Raw genomic sequence first — 19763 nt, 5'->3', positions numbered from 1 at the left:
GTACGCATATGCGATGCTCGGCGATGTGGAGACCAACACCGTCAGCCCCGTATTCGTCGGCCGCGCCGCCGAACTGGCAGCGCTCACCGACACGCTCGCCCGCGCCGGAGCGGGCGAGCCGCAGGCGCTGCTCGTCGGCGGCGAGGCCGGGGTCGGCAAGACCCGGCTGGTCGAGGAGTTCCTCACGGCGGCCCGCCGCCGGGAGGCGGTGGTGGCCGTCGGCGGCTGCGTGGAGATCGGGGCCGACGGCCTGCCCTTCGCCCCGTTCGCCACGGCGCTGCGAGCACTGCGCCGGGCGCTGCCGGAGGAGCTGACGAAGGCCCTGGCCGGACAGGAGGGCGAGCTCGCCCGGCTGCTTCCCGAGCTGGGAGAGGCCGAGCGGGCGGCGAACGACGAGCACGGCACCGCCCGACTCTTCGAGCTCACCGCCCGGCTGCTGGAGCGGGTCTCCGCCACCCGCACGGTCGTCCTCGTCCTGGAGGACCTGCACTGGGCCGACGCCTCCACCCGCCATCTGCTCGCCTACCTCTTCCGCACCCTGCGCAGCGGACGGCTCGTCGTGATCGCGACCTACCGCGCCGACGACGTCCACCGCCGCCACCCGCTGCGCCCGCTCCTGGCCGAGCTGGACCGGCTCCGCACGGTCCGCCGCATCGAGCTCGACCGGTTCAGCCGCGCCGAGGTCGGCCGCCAGCTCACCGGCATCCTCGCGGTGCTCCCCGACGCCGCGCTGGTCGACGACATCTTCGACCGGTCCGACGGCAACGCCTTCTTCGTCGAGGAACTCGCCCGCAGCGTGGAGTGCTGCGGCGGCGACAGCTCCGGCCTCTCCGACTCGCTGCGCGACCTCCTGCTCGTACGCGTCGAGGCGCTGCCCGAACACGCGCAGCGGATCGCCCGCACCCTGGCCGAGGGCGGCTCCACCGTCGAGCACCCGCTCCTGGCCGCCGTCGCGGGACTCGCCGACGACGAACTCGACGAGGCGCTGCGGGCCGCCGTCGGCGCCAATCTGCTGCTGCCCGCCCCCGACACCGACGGGTACCGCTTCCGGCACTCCCTGGTCCGCGAGGCCGTCAGCGACGACCTGCTGCCCGGCGAACGCACCCGCCTCAACCGCCGCTACGCCGAGGCCCTGGAGGCCGACCCGTCCCTCGTACGCGCGGACGAGCGCGCCGCACGCCTGGCGAGCTACTGGTACGCGGCGCACGACGCCGTCAAGGCGCTGCCCGCCGTGCTCCAGGCGGCCGTCGAGGCGAGACGGCGTTATGCCTACTCGGAGCAACTGCGTCTGCTGGAAAGGGCGATGGAGCTCTGGGACGACGTCCCCGACGCGGTGCGCGCCACGCTGCGCCCCCTCGACTACGCCGAGGTCTACCCGCGCTGCGACGGAGCGCAGGGGGCGAGCCCGCTCAACTACCTCGACCTGATGGCCGAGGCGGCGGTGGCCGCCCGCTTCGGCGGCGACCGTGAACGGGCCCTGGCCCTGGCGAAGAAGGCCCTGCGCATCCTGAGCACGGAGTCGGACCCGCTGCGCGCCGCCTGGTTCTGGGTGCAGCGCTCCTACCTGATGCAGAGCCTCTCCCGGGGCGACGGCTGGCAGGAGCTCGCCACCGCCCAGGACCTGGTGCGCGGGATGCAGCCCTCCGCGGTGCACGCCGACGTCCTCGCCTCCGCGGCCAGCTGGGGCGCCCTGCACCGGCCCGGACCGGAGACCCTGACGGCCGCCGACCGGGCCGTCGAATACGCCCAGCTGGTGGGCGAGGAGTCCATCGAGCTCCAGGCCCGGCTCACCCGCGGCTGGCTCACGATCGACGCGGGCGGTGTCGAGGAGGGCCTGGGCGAGATGTACGGCGTGCGGGACCGCGCCGAGGAGCTGCACCTGGTGGGCGTGATGAGCCGGGCCAGCATCAACCTTCCCTCCTCGCTCGAATCCACCGGCCGTTCCCTGGAGGCGGTGTCGGCCGCCGACCACGGCATCGAGATCTGTCACGGCCACGGGCTGCCTGACTCCGAGGCCTGGGTGCGGGCCAACCAGGCCCAGTCGTACTTCTCCCTGGGACGCTGGGAGGAGAGCCGGGCGGCCGTCGACGCGGCGGCACCGCTGGCCCGCTCCCGCAAGGCGAACGGGCTCGTCGCCTGCCGCCGTACGGACCTGGCCCTGGCCCGGGGGGACTTCGAGGAGGCGGAGGAGCAACTCGCCCTGAACCGGCGCCACCTCGGTCTGCACGACCCGCAGCCGCAGCACCTGATCAGCCCGGTGCGGCACGCGGTGATCCTCGCCGCCCAGCAGGGCCGGCTGTTCGACGCACGCGCGGCGTTCGAGGCGCAGTCCGAGACCGGCCTGCCCCCGGGCACCCAGCGCTATTCGCTGCCGCTGCTGCACACCGTCGCCTCGATCGAGGCCGACGCCCGCGGGCTGCCCGCGATGGAGGCCGGCCGCCCCGCGATCCTGGAGCGCGTCCGCCGCCACCTCAAGCAACTGCCCATGCTGGTACCCGTATGGGCCGCCTACGGCGTGCTGGTCGAGGCGGAGCTCGCACGGGCCGAGGGGGAGGACACTCCGGACCACTGGCGCCGGGCCGCGGAGGCGTTCGCCCCGCTCCAGCGCCCCTACGAGCTGGCGCAGGTCCGTCACCGCTGGGCCGAGGCGATCCTCGTCGCGACGGGCGACCGGACTCCGGCGGCCGCCCTCCTGCGCGCGGCCCACGCGGTGGCGTCGGAGCTCGGGGCCCGCCCGCTCGCCGAGAGCATCGAACTGCTGGCGGGCCGGGCCCGCGTCGCGCTGGCGGGGGCGGGCGAGGAGGCCCAGGAGGAGCAGGCACCCGACGAGCCGGGCCCGGCGGTGGACGCCCTCGGGTCCTTCGGGCTGACCTCACGCGAGCAGGAGGTGCACCGGCTGGTCGCCGCAGGGTACACCAACCGCCGGATAGCGGAGGAGCTGTACATCTCGCCGAAGACCGCGAGCGTGCACGTCTCCAACATCCTGGCCAAGCTGAGCGTCTCCAGCCGCGGGGAGGCGGCGGCGCTGGCGCACCGCCTCCGGCTGTACGCGGTGAGCTGAGACCGGCGCGCCACCGCACGGAGACCGGCGGCCACCGCACCGGCGGCCTCGCGTGCTCCCGCCGGCGTGCCGCCCCTACCGCACCTTCAGGAGCAGGATGCGGTCGTCCCCCTTCTCCGGGGTCCCGCGGCCGTCCGTGTTGCTCGTGACCAGCCACAGGCCGGAGCCCCCCGCGGCGAGCACCGTACGCAGCCGGCCGTACTTCCCCTCCAGGAACGACTGGGGTTCCGCCAGGGGCGCGCCGTCCGCCCTGCCCGACAGCGGGATCCGCCAGAGCCGCTCGCCGCGCAGGCCGGCCATCCAGATCGACCCCTCGGCGTACGCGATGCCGCTCGGCGACGCCTCCGAGGTCTTCCACTGGGCCACCGGGTCGACGAAGCCGGACTTGCCCTGCTCGCCCTCGACCTCGGGCCAGCCGTAGTTCTTCCCGGGCTCGACACGGTTCAGCTCGTCCCAGGTGTCCTGGCCGAACTCCGCCGCCCACAGCTGCTTCCCGCGGTCCCAGGCCAGGCCCTGCACGTTGCGGTGCCCGTAGGTGTACACCACCGAGTCGGCCTCGGGGTTGCCGTGCACCGGTTCCCCGTCGGGCGTCATCCTCAGGATCTTGCCCGCCGGCGAGTCCTTGTCCTGGGCGAGCCCGGTGTCCCCCGTCTCGCCCGTGCCCACGTACAGCATGCGGTCGGGCCCGAAGGCGATCCGCCCGCCGTTGTGCACCGAACCCTTGGGGATGCCCCGCAGGATGGTGTCCGGCGCGCCCAGCCGCTGTCCGGCGGGCTTCCTCTCGTCGTACAGGAGGCGTGCGACGCGGTTGTCCGACTCGGTGGTGAAGTACGCGTAGATCAGATGGTCCGCGCCGAAGGTCGGGGCGACGGCGAGTCCGAGCAGGCCGCCCTCGCCCGAGGGGGAGACACCCGGCACGGAGCCGAGGAGCGTCTTCCTGCCGCTCTCCCCGTCGACCAGGGTGATCGTCGCCTCGTCGCGCGAGCCGACCAGCAGGTCGCCCCCGGGCAGAGCCGCGAGGCCCCAGGGGGAGGCGAGAGAGTCCGTCAGCGTCTTCACGACCTCCACCGAGCCCTTGGCCGGGGCCAGATCCGCCGAAGGGCTCGGGGAGGCCGCCGGAGAGGACGCTGCCGGGGACGCGGAGGAACGCTCGCCCGGCGCACCGCCGTCGTCGGACGAGCAGGCGGACAGCAGGACGGAGGCGGAGGCGAGCAGGGCCACCATCCCCTTGCGCAGCACGGGAGTTTGCACAGCACCGAATCCTTTCGACGGTCGCACGACTACTGTTCCTACCTCGCCGCACCGCGTGGAGTTCCCGATCCCGGCCCATTCTCCCGCCGCGGGGTCAGTCCCACGAACCGCGCGCCGGTGGCAGGCCGGCGATCTCGGCCAGATCCCCTTCGGTCAGCGTCAGCCGCGCCGCCTCCGCGTTCTCCACGGCCCACCGCTCCCGCTTCGTGCCGGGCACGGGCACCACGTGGCGGCCCTGCCGCAGGACCCACGCGAGGGCCACCTGCGCCGGAGTGGCGCCGTGCCGCTCCGCGATCCGGCGCAGCCCCGCCACGACCGGCTGGTTGGCCGCCATCATCTCCGCCGTGAAGCGGGGATGCCTGGCCCGCGGGTCGTCCGGCTCGAAGCCCTGGCCGGGCTTGAGCGTCCCCGTCAGATAGCCGTTCCCCAGCGGCATCGCGGCCAGGACCCCCACCCCCCGGGCCGCGCACCACGGCAGCAGGTCCTCCAGCGCCTGCGGCGACCACACGGACAGCTCCGCCTGCACCGCGCTCACCGGGAAGACCTGCTGGACCCGTTCCAGCTGCCGAATGGTTCCGTCGTGCATCCGCGCTCCCGGGCCACGGCCGGCACGCGCGCCCACCGCGCAGAGCCCGAGCGCCCGCACCTTGCCTGCGGTCACCAGGTCCGCCATGGCGCCCCAGGTCTCCTCGACCGGGACCTCGGGATCCGCCCGGTGCAGCTGGTACAGATCGATCACGTCCGTCTGGAGCCTGCGCAGCGACGCGTCGCAGGCGCGGCGCACGTACCCCGGGCGCCCGTTGGCCACGATGTGCTGATCGCCCACCAGCAGCCCGCACTTGGTGGAGAGGAAGGCCTCGGAGCGGCGGCCCTTGAGCGCCCGCCCGACCAGGAGCTCGTTGGTGAAGGGCCCGTACATGTCGGCCGTGTCGAGCAGTTGGACGCCCGCGTCCAGCGCGGCGTGCACCGTGCGCACCGAACGGTCACCGCGCTGCTGCGACGTGCTGTAGGCCCAGTTCATCGGCATACAGCCCAGCCCGACCGCGCCCACGGCGAGCGCCGCCGCACCGATAGTCCTGCGCTCCAACTCCCCGAACCCTTCCTCGGCCCATGATCACGGGCCCACCAGCACCCCAAACTAACCTCTGCCGCTCCTGGGCCTTCGCATAGCCTCCTGACCATGACTTCCACAGCTGCCACCGACGTATGGCTGCCCTTCGCGGCCGAGGACATCGACGGACTCCCCGAGGGTCTCAACTACAGGTTCTGGGACGGCGGCCGGGACTACCCCGCGGATCCGTCACGCTGCGCGTTCTACGTCGTTCCGTACATGAAGGGCGCCGAGGTGGCGGTCCGGCCGCTCGGCGAGATGGGCGAGGTCCAGGTCGTCCAGACCCTCTCGGCGGGCATCGACCACGTGGAACCGGGGCTTCCGCTGCTGCCCGCCGGGGTGCGGCTCTGCAACGCCAAGGGCGTGCACGAGGCTTCGACCGCGGAGCTCACCCTCGCGCTGATCCTCGCCTCGCTCCGGGGGATCCCCGGCTTCGTGCAGGGCCAGGACAAGGAGGAGTGGCGCTCCGGCTTCTATCCGGCCCTCGCCGACAAGTCCGTCCTCGTCGTGGGCTACGGATCGATCGGCGCGGCCATCGAGGACCGGCTCGAACCCTTCGAGTGCGCGCGGGTGGTGCGCGTCGCACGCTCCGCACGTACCACCGCGCGCGGTCCCGTGCACGCGATCGACGCCTTGCCCGCGCTGCTGCCCGAGGCGGACATCGTCATTCTGTCCACCCCGCTGAACCCGTCCACACAAGGGCTGGTGGGCCCCCGCTTCCTCGCCGCGATGCGGGACGGCGCGCTGCTCGTGAACGTCGCCAGGGGCTCCGTCGTCGACACCGACGCCCTGCTGTCCGAACTCGAGTCCGGGCGGCTGCGTGCGGCGCTCGACGTGACCGACCCCGAACCGCTGCCCGCCGGCCACCCGCTCTGGCATGCTCCCCACACGCTGATCAGTCCCCATGTGGGGGGCAGCACCTCCGCGTTCCTGCCCCGGGCCAAGCGCCTGCTGGCCGGACAGCTCACCCGGTTCGCGGCGGGGGAGCCGGTCGCGAACCTCGTCCTCACCACCGGCTGACCGCGCTCCCGGCCGGACCGGACGCTCTCCGTGCCGGGCAACACCCCAGGTCGTCACGGAGAGTAGAGAAGCTATGTCCCTGAGTGACGGCTCTGGTGTATCGTCCACAAGAGGGCAGCGCCGTGGAAGGGGCGGCGCCGGGGCGGCAGCGGAACGCGAGGGGGCGACGGGCGATGTGCGGCCAGTGGAGAGACGGGACGACCGGGCGGGGCGCGCGGGAGCGGTCGACGGCGCCGGGACCGGCTCGTGGAGCTCTCCGGTGAGCGCCCCCGGGGCCCTGCTCTCCTGGCGGACGGCCACCGGGCGGAGTGCGGGCCTGCGCTCCCGGCTCGCCCTCGCCGCGGTCTGCGCGGGATACGCGGTGGGCGCGGTCGTCGGCTGGGGGTCGCCCGAACTCGCCGTCTTCATGGGGGACTTCGGCCTGAGCGTCGCCGCACTGATCGCCGCGGTGTCCTGCTTCCTGTACGCCCGCGCCGGCGGCATCCGGTTCCGGCCCGCCTGGTTCCTCTTCTCCCTCTCCTCGGCCATGGCCGCCGGAGGCAACGCGGTCTGGGGGTGGTACGAGGTGGTGCTGGGCCGTTCCGTGCCCACGCCGTCCCTCGCGGACCTCTTCTTCCTCTGCTTCGCCCCGCCCGCCATCGTCGGGCTGCTCGTCCTCGCCAAACGCCCCGTCACCAGGGCCGGATGGGTCTGCCTGGTGCTGGACGCCTGGCTGATCGGCGGCTCGCTGCTGACGCTCTCCTGGAGCCTGGCCCTCGCCCACACCGCCCACGTCGCCAACGCCGCGGGCGTGAGCGTGGCCAGGGCTGCGCTCTCGCTGGCCTACCCGCTCCTCGACATCGTGCTGGTGTCCATGGTCCTCGCGCTGCACTTCAGGCGGTTCAGCGCGAACCGCTCCTCGGTGAACACCGCGATCGGCGGCCTCGCCCTGACCGTGCTGTGCGACGCCCTGTTCACCGCCCCGCTGCTGCGCTCGGCCTATCAGTCGGGCCAGCTCCTGGACGCGGGCTGGTTCGCCGGTTCGCTGCTCCTCGCCTACGCCCCCTGGGCCGCCGGACGCGAGGATGAGGACAACGCTGTCGGGTCCGCAGCGCAGACGCCGCCCGCCAGCCGCCCGATCGCCGGCTCCCTCGCCGCGCTCACGCCCTACCTGGCCGCCGCCGTCTGCACGCTCGGCATCCTGTACAACGTGGTCGAGGGCCGCAGGGTCGACCGCGTGGTCGTCCTCACCGGCTGCACGGTCGCCCTCGCCCTGGTCGTCCGGCAGGCCATCATGCTCCTCGACAACATCTCGCTCACCCAGGAACTGGCCCAGAAGGAGAACCACTTCCGTTCCCTGGTCCAGGGCTCCAGCGACGTCATCATGATCGCCGAACCCAGCGGCGTCCTGCGCTACGTCAGCCCCGCGGCGGCCGGTGTCTACGGCCGTGAGGCCGAGGACCTCGTCGGGACGGAGCTGTCCTCGATCATCCACCCCGAGGACCTCGGGGGAGTCGTCCACGAGCTGCGGCGCTTCCTCGCCGCCTCCCCCCGGGAGGAGCCGACCACCCGCATCGAGTGCCGCTTCGGCTCGGGCACCGGTGACTGGCTGCACGTGGAGTCCACGGTCAACCGCCACCAGGGCGGCCTGCTGCTCAACAGCCGCGATGTGACCGAGCGGGTCCGTCTGCAGGCGCAGCTCCAGCACAACGCCGAGCACGACCCCCTCACCGACCTGCCCAACCGCGCCCTCTTCACCGCCCGGGTGGGCAAGGCGCTCGGCGGCCGGCGGGCCGGGGACCCCGGCACCGCCGTGCTCTTCATCGACCTCGACGGCTTCAAGGCGGTCAACGACTCCATCGGCCACCAGGCGGGCGACGAGCTCCTCATCCAGGCCGCCCGGCGCCTCCAGGACTCCGTACGGGCCTCGGACACCGCCGCACGCCTCGGGGGCGACGAGTTCGCCGCACTCGTCGTCGGCGACGGCACCCGCGACCAGGCCGCGCGGGAGTACCAGGTCCACGAGATCGCCGACCGGCTGCGCCTCAGGCTCTCCCAGCCGTACCGGATCGGCGCCGGGGAGGTGCGCGTGGCCGCCTCCATCGGGGTCGCCTTCGCCGAGCCCTCCATCACGCCCAAGGACCTCATGCGCAACGCCGACCTCGCCATGTACCGCGCGAAGGCGAGCGGCAAGGACCGCGTCGAGCTGTACGCCCCCCAGATGCAGGCGGACGTCGTACGCCGCTCCGAGCTCGCGGCCCGGCTCCGTTCGGCGCTGCGGGACGGCGAATTCGCCCTGCTCCACCAGCCCGTCGTCCATCTGGCCAGCGGCACGGTGGCGGCGGTCTCCGCGCAGGCGCGCTGGCGCTCCACGCAGGGCGTGCTGTTCACCCCCGCCGAATTCCTGCGGGTCTCCGAGGGCAGCGACCGCGCCGCGGAGCTCGGCAGCTGGCTCCTGGAGGAGGCGGTGGAGCAGGCCGCCGACCGGGCCAGGGCCGGGCACGCGGTCGCCGTCTCCGTGCGGGTGTCGGCGGCCAGACTCCTGGACCGGACCCTGCCCCCGGGTTCCGTCGAGGCGCTGCTGACCCGGTACGGGCTGCCCTCCGGCGCGCTGATGATCGAGGTGGCCGACAGCGACCCCCGGATCTCCTTCGACGAGCTGGAACAGCGGCTGGTGGCCCTGCGGCGCCTCGGCGTGCGGATCGCGCTCGACGGCTTCGGCAGCGGATACGCCGCCGTCAACGCCCTGCGACGGCTGCCCATCGACGTACTGAAGCTCGACCGGTGCCTCGTGGAGGGCGTCGTCGAGTCCGCGCGGCTGCACAAGATCACCAGCGGCCTGCTGCGCATCGCCGGGGATCTCGGCATGCAGTCCGTGGCCGACGGGGTCGACGTACCCGAGCAGGTGCGCGCCCTGCGGGCCATGGGGTGCACGCACGGCCAGGGGATGGCCTTCAACGGCCCGCTGGACGAATACCGGCTGCGGCGCACCCTGATCCGCGGGAAGTACCCCGTCCCGGGCATCGGCCCGGCTGCTCAGCCGGTTCTGGCGGGCGGCGCGATCCCGCTCCAGGGGCGCTCACATGATGAGACGCCCGTCCCACCCACTTGACACCGCACGCGTGCCGGAGAGAGGGTCAATGCCATGCGCACCCGAATTCTCGTACTTGGAAAGCGCGTCGGCTGAAGCAGGGTCACTCATGGACACCTTGCAGACCGCACCGGCGCGCTCCCCTCGCTTGCCTCACGGCACGAGGGGTTTTTTGTTGCACCGGGACCTCTCAAAACCCCACAAACACACCGCATAAACCCTCAGCTTCGAGAAGAGAATGCCGATGACCGAGCAGGCCACCGGGGCCCAGCACCCGCAGCCGCGGGCCCGTAACGGCGGACCGTCCTCCGCCTCCGTTGAGCACCTCACGGGCGCGCAGTCCCTCATCCGTTCTCTCGAGGAAGTCGGGGCCGACACCGTATTCGGACTCCCCGGCGGCTGCATTCTCCCGGCGTACGACCCGCTGATGGACTCCACCCGGGTCCGCCACATCCTGGTCCGCCACGAGCAGGGCGCCGGCCACGCCGCCACCGGATACGCGCAGGCCACCGGCAAGGTGGGTGTCTGCATGGTCACCTCGGGCCCCGGTGCCACGAACCTGGTCACCCCGATCGCCGACGCGGCCATGGACTCGGTGCCGCTGGTCGCGATCACCGGCCAGGTGGCCTCCGCCGCCATCGGTACGGACGCCTTCCAGGAAGCCGACATCTGCGGCATCACGATGCCGATCACCAAGCACAACTTCCTGGTCACCCGCGCCGAGGACATCGCGCACACGATCGCCGAGGCCTTCCACATCGCCTCCACCGGCCGCCCGGGACCGGTCCTCGTCGACATCGCCAAGGACGCGCTGCAGTCGAAGACCACCTTCAGCTGGCCGCCGTCGATGGACCTGCCCGGCTACCGCCCGGTCACCAAGCCGCACGCCAAGCAGATCCGTGAGGCCGCCAAGCTCATCACCCAGGCCCAGCGCCCGGTGCTGTACGTCGGCGGCGGCGTCATCAAGGCCGGTGCCACCGCCGAGCTGAAGGTCCTGGCAGAGCTCACCGGAGCGCCCGTCACCACCACGTTGATGGCGCTCGGCTCCTTCCCCGACAGCCACCCGCAGCACGTGGGAATGCCCGGCATGCACGGTTCGGTCACCGCCGTCACCGCGCTGCAGAAGGCCGACCTGATCGTCGCGCTCGGGGCCAGGTTCGACGACCGCGTGACCGGCAAGCTGGACAGCTTCGCGCCGTACGCCAAGATCGTCCACGCCGACATCGACCCGGCGGAGATCGGCAAGAACCGCGCCGCCGACGTCCCGATCGTCGGTGACGCCCGCGAGGTCATCGCCGACCTCGTCCAGGCGGTCCAGGCCGAGCACACCGAGGGCAACACGGGCGACTACAGCGCCTGGTGGAAGGACCTCAACCGCTGGCGCGAGACCTACCCGGTCGGCTACGACCTGCCCGAGGACGGCAGCCTCTCGCCGCAGCAGGTCATCGAGCGCATCGGCGAGCTGGCCCCCGAAGGGACCATCTTCACCGCGGGCGTCGGCCAGCACCAGATGTGGGCCTCGCACTTCATCCAGTACGAGAAGCCCGCGACCTGGCTCAACTCGGGCGGCGCCGGAACCATGGGCTACGCCGTCCCGGCCGCCATGGGCGCCAAGGCGGGCATGCCCGAGCGGGCGGTCTGGGCGATCGACGGCGACGGCTGCTTCCAGATGACCAACCAGGAACTCACCACCTGCGCGCTCAACAACATCCCGATCAAGGTCGCCATCATCAACAACGGCGCGCTCGGGATGGTCCGCCAGTGGCAGACCCTGTTCTACAACCAGCGGTACTCCAACACCGTGCTGCACTCGGGCCCCGACGCGGACGGCAACGCCGCCAAGGGCACCCGCGTCCCGGACTTCGTCAAGCTGTCCGAGGCCATGGGCTGCTACGCGATCCGCTGCGAGGACCCGGCCGACCTCGACAAGGTCATCGCCGAGGCCAACGCGATCAACGACCGCCCGGTCGTCATCGACTTCATCGTCCACGAGGACGCCATGGTGTGGCCGATGGTCGCCGCAGGCACCTCCAACGACGAGGTCATGGCAGCGCGTGGCGTCCGCCCCGACTTCGGCGACAACGAAGACGACTGAGAGACAGAGAGAGACCGACTCCATGTCCACCAAGCACACGCTCTCCGTCCTGGTCGAGAACAAGCCGGGTGTCCTCGCCCGGATCACGGCCCTGTTCTCCCGGCGCGGCTTCAACATCGACTCGCTCGCGGTCGGTACCACCGAACATCCCGACATCTCACGCATCACCATTGTCGTGAACGTCGAGGGCCTGCCCCTGGAGCAGGTGACCAAGCAGCTCAACAAGCTGGTCAACGTCCTGAAGATCGTCGAACTCGAGCCGACCGCAGCGATCCAGCGGGAGCTCGTCCTGGTGAAGGTCCGCGCAGACAACGAGACCCGCTCCCAGATCGTCGAGATCGTCCAGCTGTTCCGCGCCAAGACCGTGGACGTCTCCCCGGAGGCCGTCACGATCGAGGCGACCGGAGGGGCCGACAAGCTGGAGGCCATGCTCAAGATGCTGGAGCAGTTCGGCATCAAGGAGCTCGTCCAGTCCGGCACCATCGCCATAGGGCGCGGCGCGCGCTCGATCACCGACCGTTCCCTGCGCGCTCTCGACCGTACGGCGTAACCCTCCGGGACTCCTCGCCGCTCGTATGGCGAGACCCGGCAACGTACCCCACGCACCCCGCCGTACGGTGGGACGCAACACCTGCACACCAAGGAGAAGACCCAGTGGCCGAGCTGTTCTACGACGACGATGCCGACCTGTCCATCATCCAGGGCCGCAAGGTCGCGGTTCTCGGCTACGGCAGCCAGGGCCACGCCCACGCGCTGTCGCTGCGTGACTCGGGTGTCGACGTCCGTGTCGGTCTGCACGAGGGTTCGAAGTCCAAGGCCAAGGCCGAGGAGCAGGGCCTGCGCGTGGTGACCCCGTCCGAGGCCGCCGCCGAGGCCGACGTCATCATGATCCTCGTCCCGGACCCGATCCAGGCCCAGGTCTACGAGGAGTCCGTCAAGGACAACCTCAAGGACGGCGACGCGCTGTTCTTCGGCCACGGCCTGAACATCCGCTTCGACTTCATCAAGCCGCCGGCCAACGTCGACGTCTGCATGGTCGCCCCCAAGGGCCCGGGCCACCTCGTCCGCCGCCAGTACGAGGAGGGCCGCGGCGTCCCGTGCATCGTGGCCGTCGAGCAGGACGCCTCGGGCAAGGGCCTGGAGCTCGCGCTCTCCTACGCGAAGGGCATCGGCGGCACCCGCGCCGGCGTCATCAAGACGACCTTCACCGAGGAGACCGAGACCGACCTGTTCGGTGAGCAGGCCGTCCTCTGCGGTGGCACCGCCGCCCTGGTCAAGGCCGGTTTCGAGACCCTGACCGAGGCCGGCTACCAGCCGGAGATCGCGTACTTCGAGTGCCTCCACGAGCTGAAGCTCATCGTGGACCTCATGTACGAGGGCGGCCTGGAGAAGATGCGCTGGTCCATCTCGGAGACCGCCGAGTGGGGCGACTACGTCACCGGCCCGCGCATCATCACGGACGCCACCAAGGCCGAGATGAAGAAGGTCCTCGCCGAGATCCAGGACGGCACCTTCGCCAAGAACTGGATGGCCGAGTACCACAACGGCCTGCCCAAGTACAACGAGTACAAGAAGGCCGACAGCGAGTCCCTGCTGGAGACCACCGGCAAGGAGCTCCGCAAGCTCATGAGCTGGGTCGACAACGAGGACGCCTGAGTTCTCGCCGGGGGGCGGGTCCGCACGGGCCCGCCCCCCGGCACCAGGCCGGCCTCACTCCCGTGTCACTGCGGGGAGAGGTGGGTGGCAGCGAAGCGCGGCCGTACGCCTGTACAGACCGTCCACCCCGTGCGGGTGATCCTTCCACCGGGGCGCAGTATGTGCCCGGCCGCATGACTACACTCTCACCAACACATACACGCGTCAGGGCCCACAGTGTCGTGCGTCTTCCACGCGGCTAGCCCCTCCACCGCCTGCGGCCGTCGGGACGGCCGTCCGCACTGGACTTGTGAGGACTCACGTGAGCTCGAAACCTGTCGTACTCATCGCCGAAGAGCTGTCGCCCGCCACGGTCGACGCTCTGGGTCCGGATTTCGAGATCCGGCACTGCAACGGCGCGGACCGCGCCGAGCTGCTCCCCGCGATCGCCGACGTCGACGCGATCCTGGTGCGCTCCGCGACCAAGGTCGACGCCGAGGCCATCGCCGCCGCGAAGCAGCTCAAGGTCGTGGCCCGGGCCGGCGTCGGTCTGGACAACGTCGACGTCTCCGCGGCCACCAAGGCCGGTGTGATGGTCGTCAACGCGCCGACCTCCAACATCGTCACCGCCGCGGAGCTGGCCTGCGGCCTGCTCGTCGCCACCGCGCGCAACATCCCGCAGGCCAACACCGCTCTGAAGAACGGCGAGTGGAAGCGCTCCAAGTACACGGGTGTCGAGCTCAGCGAGAAGACCCTCGGCGTTGTCGGACTCGGCCGCATCGGCGTGCTGGTCGCCCAGCGCATGTCCGCGTTCGGCATGAAGATCGTCGCGTACGACCCCTACGTGCAGCCCGCGCGCGCCGCGCAGATGGGCGTCAAGCTCCTCACGCTGGACGAGCTGCTCGAGGTCTCCGACTTCATCACCGTGCACCTCCCCAAGACCCCCGAGACGCTCGGCCTGATCGGCGACGAGGCGCTGCACAAGGTGAAGCCCTCGGTGCGCATCGTCAACGCCGCGCGCGGTGGCATCGTCGACGAGGACGCGCTCGCCTCCGCCCTGAAGGAGGGCCGGGTCGCCGGCGCCGGTCTGGACGTGTACACCAAGGAGCCCTGCACGGACTCCCCGCTCTTCCAGTTCGACCAGGTCGTCTGCACCCCTCACCTCGGTGCCTCCACCGACGAGGCGCAGGAGAAGGCGGGCATCGCGGTCGCCAAGTCCGTCCGTCTCGCCCTCGCCGGTGAGCTCGTGCCCGACGCGGTCAACGTCCAGGGCGGCGTCATCGCCGAGGACGTGCGCCCCGGTCTGCCGCTCGCCGAGAAGCTCGGCCGGATCTTCACCGCGCTCGCGGGCGAGGTCGCGGCCCGTCTCGACGTCGAGGTGTACGGCGAGATCACCCAGCACGACGTGAAGGTGCTGGAGCTCTCCGCGCTCAAGGGTGTCTTCGAGGACGTCGTCGACGAGACCGTCAGCTACGTCAACGCCCCGCTCTTCGCGCAGGAGCGCGGTGTCGAGGTCCGTCTCACCACCAGCTCCGAGTCGCCCGACCACCGTAACGTGGTCACGGTCCGCGGCACGCTGTCGAGCGGCGAGGAGGTCGCGGTCTCCGGCACGCTGGCCGGTCCCAAGCACCTCCAGAAGATCGTCGCGATCGGTGAGCACGACGTGGACCTGGCGCTCGCCGACCACATGGTCGTCCTGCGGTACGAGGACCGTCCCGGCGTCGTCGGCGCGGTCGGCAAGATCCTCGGCGAGGCCGGGCTGAACATCGCCGGCATGCAGGTCTCGCGGCAGGACGCGGGCGGCGAGGCGCTGGTCGTCCTCACCGTCGACGACACCATCCCGCAGTCGGTCCTCACCGAGATCGCCGAGGAGATCGGTGCTACGTCGGCCCGCTCGGTGAACCTCACCGACTGATCCGCACGCGTGCGACAGCCCGCGCCCGGGCGCAGATTCCGATCTGCGCCCGGGCGCGGGCCGTTTCGGGCGCCACCTCTCAGCCGCCCACCTGCCCGGTGAGGAGCGCGACGAGGAAGAGGGCGCAGCCGAGCGTGGAGATCAGTGCGGGGAAGCAGAGGGCGAGCGCGCAGCCGGACACGACGAGTCCGGTCCGCCGGTGGCGCCGGGCCGGTGTCCGCCCGGGAACCGGCTCGGCAGGATCAGCGCGTAGGCGAGGACCGTGCCGCCGGTCAGGAGGAACGTCCTGCCGGCGAAGGCGTTGTCCGCCGAGGAGACGACGACGGCCGGTGCCGGCGCCGCCAGGGTGCCCGCCAAGGGGCTCGCCCACCACCGCGACCCGGCCGGGCCGTGCGCCGCGAGGGGGACGGGCGTCCGGATGTCGTCGCTCATACGGCCGGTTCACCGTACTCAGTCGGGCGTCCGTGGCGTACTCATCCGGTGCGTGCCCGCAGCGTCCGTGGCGTACTCATCCGGTGCGTGCCCGCAGACGGGCCTGCTTCAGCGCCATGTGCAGCAGCAGCCGGTCCTCGCCGTCGTTGAGGTCCAGGCCCGTGAGCTGCTGGACCCGGGCGAGCCGGTAGTAGAGGGTCTGGCGGTGGATGCCCAGCTCGGTGGCCGTACGGCTCGCCTGGCCCGCGCGGTCGAGGAACACCTCGGCGGTCCGGGCCAGTTCGGTGTGGGGTGGGGACAGCAGGGGCCCGACGGCCTGGTCCGGGGCGGCGTCCTGGCCGTGCGGCAGTGAGGCCAGCAGACGGTACGGGCCGATGGCCGACCAGCCGGCGACCGGGCCGTGGCGGGATTCGGCGGCGGCGGCGCGGGCGGCGGACAGGGCCTCGTGCCAGGAGGCTGCCAGCTCGGCGAGGCCCCGGCGGGCGGTGGCGAAGCCGCCGGTGGCGGCGCCCCCGGCCGCGCCGCGCAGCCGTTCGGCCGCGGTCGTCGCCGGGTCGAGCGCCTCGGGGGAGCGCAGCCGGACCAGGCCGGCCAGGGCCTGGCCGTCCGCCCCCGGCACCGTGGCGAGGGCGGCGGCCGAGGGCACCGTGCGCACGGAGGGGGTCTCGCCCTGCCACGGGGTCACACACACCACCGTGTGCAGTCCGTCCGCGTCGGCGCCGAGCGCCTCGCGCAGCGCGGCCACCGCCATGTCCCGCTGCCAGCCGCGCCCGGCGACGAGCACCGCGCCGAATTCCCGCGAGAGGTCCGTTCCGGCCCGCTCCTCGTCGGCCAGCAGGGCGCCGATCCGGGCCGCGACGTCCATCGCCGCCGCCAGCTGTCCCTCGGTCGGCCCCGGGTCGGCGTCCAGCAGCCACACGTAGCCCAGGACGACACCCCGATGGCGTACCGGCAGGCAGATGCGGTCCCGGAACACGCCCGCCTCGGGGGCGGCCGGGATGCGGACCGGGCCCGTCGCGCGGGTGATGCCGAAGCCCTCGAACCAGGAGCGGACCGCGGGGGTGGAGCGCCGGGTGAGGATCGAACGCGTACGGACGGGGTCCATGGCCGTGTCGTCGTCGCTGTCGTGGGCACCGAAGGCGACGAGGCCGAAATCGCGGTTCTCCAGGGTCGCGGGGGCGCTGAGCAGCGCGGAGATCTCGTCGACCAGCTCCTGGTAATCGCCCTTCACCTCGCCATTCTCGCACCCCTTCAGACAAATGTCTGAGATCCGGTGCACGGATGCGTGACAGCTGTCGATGGCACGGGATTGCGGGGGTACCTAGATTTCACAGCGGTTCTCCGTGCCGTCCCGGTCCGTTCACATCCGTCCCGGTCCGGCCTCGTTCGTACTCCGTGGAGGTGCCCCGTGCTGGGTCCCGTGATTCTCGCCGCGTCACGCAGCGACAAGATGCGTCGTTTCATCTCGGCCGCGCCGGGCACCAAGCAGGTCGTCGACCGCTTCATCGCCGGTGAGACCGTCGACCAGGTCGTGCCGGTCATCCAGGACGCCGCAGGCAAGGGCCTCGAGGTCACCCTGGACGTCGTGGGTGAGGACATCACCACCCCCGAGCAGGCCGCCGCCGCGCGTGACGCCTACCTGGAGCTCGTCGGGCGCCTGAAGGAGCTCGGTCTCGGTACCCGCGCCGAGATGTCCGTCAAGCTGTCGATGTTCGGCCAAGCGCTGGAGGGCGGCCACGAGCTCGCCCTGGCCAACGTCCGCCCCGTCGTCGAGGCCGCCGACGCGATCGGCACCACGGTCACCCTGGACGCCGAGGACCACACCACCCTCGACTCGATGTTCGCCATCCACGAGGAGCTGCGGAAGGACTTCCCGCAGACCGGCTGCGTGATCCAGTCCTACCTGTTCCGCACCGAGGCCGACGCCCGCCGCCTGGCCGCCGCGGGCAGCCGGGTCCGCCTGGTGAAGGGCGCCTACAAGGAGCCCGCCTCCGTCGCGTACCAGAACAAGCCGGAGATCGACAAGGCGTACGTCCGCATCCTCAGGACGCTGATGCAGGGCGAGGGCTACCCCATGATCGGCTCTCACGATCCCCGTCTCATCGCCATCGGCCAGGAGCTCGCGCGCCAGGCCGGGCGCAAACTGGACGAGTACGAGTTCCAGATGCTGTACGGCATCCGCAGCGAGGAGCACGTCCGGCTCGCGGCCGAGGGCCACCGGATGCGCGTCTACACGGCGTACGGCACCGACTGGTACGGATACTTCATGCGCCGCCTCGCGGAGAAGCCGGCCAACCTGCTGTTCTTCGGCCGGTCCGTCCTCACCAAGGGCTGAGCCACCGAGCGGGACCGAGGTCCGGACCGAGGACCGCACCCCCGGCTGAACCAGGGCTGACCTGCCCGGCCGACCACCCACCTCAACCAAGGAGACAAGGCACCCATGGACGCTGTCACCCAGGTCCCCGCGCCGGTCAACGAGCCGGTCCACTCCTACGCCCCCGGCACCGCGGAGCGTGCCCGTCTGGAGGCGAAGCTCAAGGAGCTCGCCGAGAACCCCATCGAGCTGCCGATGACCATCGGCGGCGAGAAGCGGATGGGTGGCGGCGCGCGCTTCGACGTCGTGCAGCCGCACAACCACAAGTCCGTCATCGGCACCGGCGCCGCCGCCACCGAGGCCGACGCGCAGGACGCGATCGACGCCGCCCTCGCCGCCGCCCCGGCCTGGCGTGCGATGTCCTTCGACGACCGCGCCGCGATCATCCTGCGCGCGGCCGAGCTGCTTTCCGGCCCCTGGCGCGAGACCCTCGCCGCCTCCACGATGCTGGGCCAGGGCAAGACCGCCCAGCAGGCCGAGATCGACTGCCCCTGTGAGCTCGTCGACTTCTGGCGCTTCAACGTGCACTACGCGCGCCAGATCCTCGCCGAGCAGCCGCCGGCCAACTCCCCCGGCGTGTGGAACCGCATGGACCACCGCCCGCTGGAGGGCTTCGTCTACGCGATCACGCCGTTCAACTTCTCCGCCATCGCGGCCAACCTTCCCACCGCGCCCGCGCTCATGGGCAACGTCGTGGTGTGGAAGCCGTCCCCGACGCAGACCCACGCCGCCGTGCTGCTGATGCGGCTCCTGGAGGAGGCCGGGCTGCCCAAGGGTGTCATCAACCTGGTCACCGGCGACGGCATCGCCGTCTCCGAAGTGGCGCTGAACCACCGCGACCTGGCCGCCATCCACTTCACCGGCTCGACGCCCACCTTCCAGCACCTGTGGAAGACGGTCGGCAACAACATCGCCAACTACCGCACCTACCCGCGGCTCGTCGGCGAGACCGGTGGCAAGGACTTCGTCGTCGCGCACCCGAGCGCCGACCGCGCCGTCCTGAAGACCGCGCTGACCCGCGGCTCCTTCGAGTACCAGGGCCAGAAGTGCTCCGCGTCCTCGCGCGCGTACATCCCGGCCTCCATCTGGAACTCCGGGTTCAAGGAGGAGTTCGCGGCCGAGGTCGACGGCATCACCATGGGTGACGTCACCGACCTGTCGCACTTCATGGGCGCCGTCATCGACGCGCGTTCCTTCGCCAAGAACAAGGCCGCGATCGACCGCGCCAAGGCCGACCCGACGTGCACGGTCATCGCCGGCGGCACGTACGACGACTCCGTCGGCTACTTCGTCCGCCCGACGGTCATCGTCTGCGACGACCCGGCCAACGAGGTGTTCACGACCGAGTACTTCGGCCCGATCCTCGCCGTGCACGTCTACGAGGACGAGAAGTACGACGCGATGCTGGAGCAGATGGAGTCGGTCAGCGACTACGCCCTGACCGGATCCGTCATCGCGGGCGACCGCGCCGCCGCCGCGTACACGATGGACAAGCTCCGCTACGCCGCGGGCAACTTCTACATCAACGACAAGTCGACCGGTGCGGTCGTCGGTCAGCAGCCCTTCGGCGGCGGCCGGGGCTCCGGCACCAACGACAAGGCGGGCGCCCCGCAGAACCTGCAGCGCTGGACGCTGACCCGCGCCATCAAGGAGACGCTGGTCCCGCCGACCGAGTACACCTACCCCCACCAGGGCTGACGCCCAGGGGCGCCCGTCGCGCGGGCGCCCCTCCCCGCACTCCGCCTCCCGGCCGGCTCCCCCCGCCTGCCGGGAGGCGGTTTCCATTCCCGGCCCCGCCT

At 71.7% G+C, this 19763-nt stretch carries 13 protein-coding genes; 9 read left to right on the top strand and 4 right to left on the bottom strand.

The window, feature by feature from the left end:
- Positions 1 to 13 precede the first annotated feature (13 nt).
- The gene (locus ACFY8O_RS01215) at positions 14 to 3061 is read left to right on the top strand and encodes a helix-turn-helix transcriptional regulator (protein WP_387897659.1); all 3048 of its coding nucleotides are present in this window, start codon (positions 14 to 16) and stop codon (positions 3059 to 3061) included.
- A 75-nt stretch (positions 3062 to 3136) separates the two neighbouring features.
- On the opposite strand, the gene ACFY8O_RS01210 is transcribed toward ACFY8O_RS01215, so the two are convergent.
- A complete protein-coding gene (locus tag ACFY8O_RS01210; RefSeq protein ID WP_387899509.1) occupies positions 3137 to 4285 on the bottom strand; it encodes a PQQ-dependent sugar dehydrogenase in 1149 nt (382 codons plus the stop codon).
- A gap of 121 nt (positions 4286 to 4406) precedes the next feature.
- Positions 4407 to 5363 (bottom strand): aldo/keto reductase, encoded by a 957-nt coding sequence (locus ACFY8O_RS01205; RefSeq protein ID WP_208765981.1) that lies wholly within the window; start codon positions 5361 to 5363, stop codon positions 4407 to 4409.
- A gap of 129 nt (positions 5364 to 5492) precedes the next feature.
- On the opposite strand from ACFY8O_RS01205, the gene ACFY8O_RS01200 reads away from it, so the two are divergent.
- From ACFY8O_RS01200 to serA, 6 genes are all read left to right on the top strand, one after another.
- Positions 5493 to 6443 carry a 2-hydroxyacid dehydrogenase gene (locus ACFY8O_RS01200; protein WP_145802905.1) on the top strand — a complete coding sequence of 317 codons (951 nt, stop codon included), beginning with the start codon at positions 5493 to 5495 and terminating at the stop codon, positions 6441 to 6443.
- Positions 6444 to 6702: 259 nt separating this feature from the next.
- Entirely contained in the window at positions 6703 to 9534 is a 2832-nt protein-coding gene (locus ACFY8O_RS01195) for a putative bifunctional diguanylate cyclase/phosphodiesterase (RefSeq protein ID WP_387897656.1), read from the top strand.
- 217 nt (positions 9535 to 9751) lie between these two features.
- On the top strand, positions 9752 to 11608 hold the full coding sequence (locus tag ACFY8O_RS01190; protein ID WP_145802901.1) for an acetolactate synthase large subunit: 1857 nt from the start codon (positions 9752 to 9754) through the stop codon (positions 11606 to 11608).
- A gap of 22 nt (positions 11609 to 11630) precedes the next feature.
- Positions 11631 to 12158 (top strand): acetolactate synthase small subunit, encoded by a 528-nt coding sequence (gene ilvN / locus ACFY8O_RS01185; protein WP_014153920.1) that lies wholly within the window; start codon positions 11631 to 11633, stop codon positions 12156 to 12158.
- A 104-nt stretch (positions 12159 to 12262) separates the two neighbouring features.
- Positions 12263 to 13264: a ketol-acid reductoisomerase gene (ilvC, locus tag ACFY8O_RS01180; RefSeq protein ID WP_145802899.1), complete on the top strand. Its 1002-nt coding sequence runs from the start codon at positions 12263 to 12265 to the stop codon at positions 13262 to 13264.
- 301 nt (positions 13265 to 13565) lie between these two features.
- Positions 13566 to 15158: a phosphoglycerate dehydrogenase gene (gene serA, locus ACFY8O_RS01175; protein WP_145802897.1), complete on the top strand. Its 1593-nt coding sequence runs from the start codon at positions 13566 to 13568 to the stop codon at positions 15156 to 15158.
- A gap of 141 nt (positions 15159 to 15299) precedes the next feature.
- Here the strand turns inward: serA and ACFY8O_RS01170 are convergent, their stop codons facing one another.
- Positions 15300 to 15590 carry a hypothetical protein gene (locus tag ACFY8O_RS01170; protein ID WP_387897653.1) on the bottom strand — a complete coding sequence of 97 codons (291 nt, stop codon included), beginning with the start codon at positions 15588 to 15590 and terminating at the stop codon, positions 15300 to 15302.
- 76 nt (positions 15591 to 15666) lie between these two features.
- Entirely contained in the window at positions 15667 to 16821 is a 1155-nt protein-coding gene (locus ACFY8O_RS01165; RefSeq protein ID WP_387897650.1) for a PucR family transcriptional regulator, read from the bottom strand.
- 177 nt (positions 16822 to 16998) lie between these two features.
- Here ACFY8O_RS01165 and ACFY8O_RS01160 point away from each other — a divergent pair, with 177 nt between their 5' ends.
- The gene (locus tag ACFY8O_RS01160) at positions 16999 to 17925 is read left to right on the top strand and encodes a proline dehydrogenase family protein (RefSeq protein ID WP_387897647.1); all 927 of its coding nucleotides are present in this window, start codon (positions 16999 to 17001) and stop codon (positions 17923 to 17925) included.
- Between the two features lie 105 nt (positions 17926 to 18030).
- Positions 18031 to 19662: an L-glutamate gamma-semialdehyde dehydrogenase gene (pruA, locus tag ACFY8O_RS01155; RefSeq protein ID WP_145802890.1), complete on the top strand. Its 1632-nt coding sequence runs from the start codon at positions 18031 to 18033 to the stop codon at positions 19660 to 19662.
- Positions 19663 to 19763: the final 101 nt, after the last annotated feature.

It is taken from the genome of Streptomyces argenteolus, from assembly GCF_042902585.1.
Lineage (GTDB): Bacteria > Actinomycetota > Actinomycetes > Streptomycetales > Streptomycetaceae > Streptomyces > Streptomyces argenteolus.
This window is presented reverse-complemented; position numbering and strand designations above follow the sequence as displayed.

Excerpts from the sequence above, each read along its gene's own strand:
- pruA (WP_145802890.1), top strand. The coding sequence starts at position 18,031 with ATGGACGCTGTCACCCAGGTCCCCGCGCCGGTCAACGAGCCGGTCCAC.
- ACFY8O_RS01200 (WP_145802905.1), top strand. The coding sequence starts at position 5,493 with ATGACTTCCACAGCTGCCACCGACGTATGGCTGCCCTTCGCGGCCGAG.
- ACFY8O_RS01170 (WP_387897653.1), bottom strand. The coding sequence starts at position 15,590 with ATGAGCGACGACATCCGGACGCCCGTCCCCCTCGCGGCGCACGGCCCG.
- ACFY8O_RS01210 (WP_387899509.1), bottom strand. The coding sequence starts at position 4,285 with ATGGTGGCCCTGCTCGCCTCCGCCTCCGTCCTGCTGTCCGCCTGCTCG.
- ACFY8O_RS01215 (WP_387897659.1), top strand. The coding sequence starts at position 14 with ATGCTCGGCGATGTGGAGACCAACACCGTCAGCCCCGTATTCGTCGGC.
- ACFY8O_RS01190 (WP_145802901.1), top strand. The coding sequence starts at position 9,752 with ATGCCGATGACCGAGCAGGCCACCGGGGCCCAGCACCCGCAGCCGCGG.
- ilvN (WP_014153920.1), top strand. The coding sequence starts at position 11,631 with ATGTCCACCAAGCACACGCTCTCCGTCCTGGTCGAGAACAAGCCGGGT.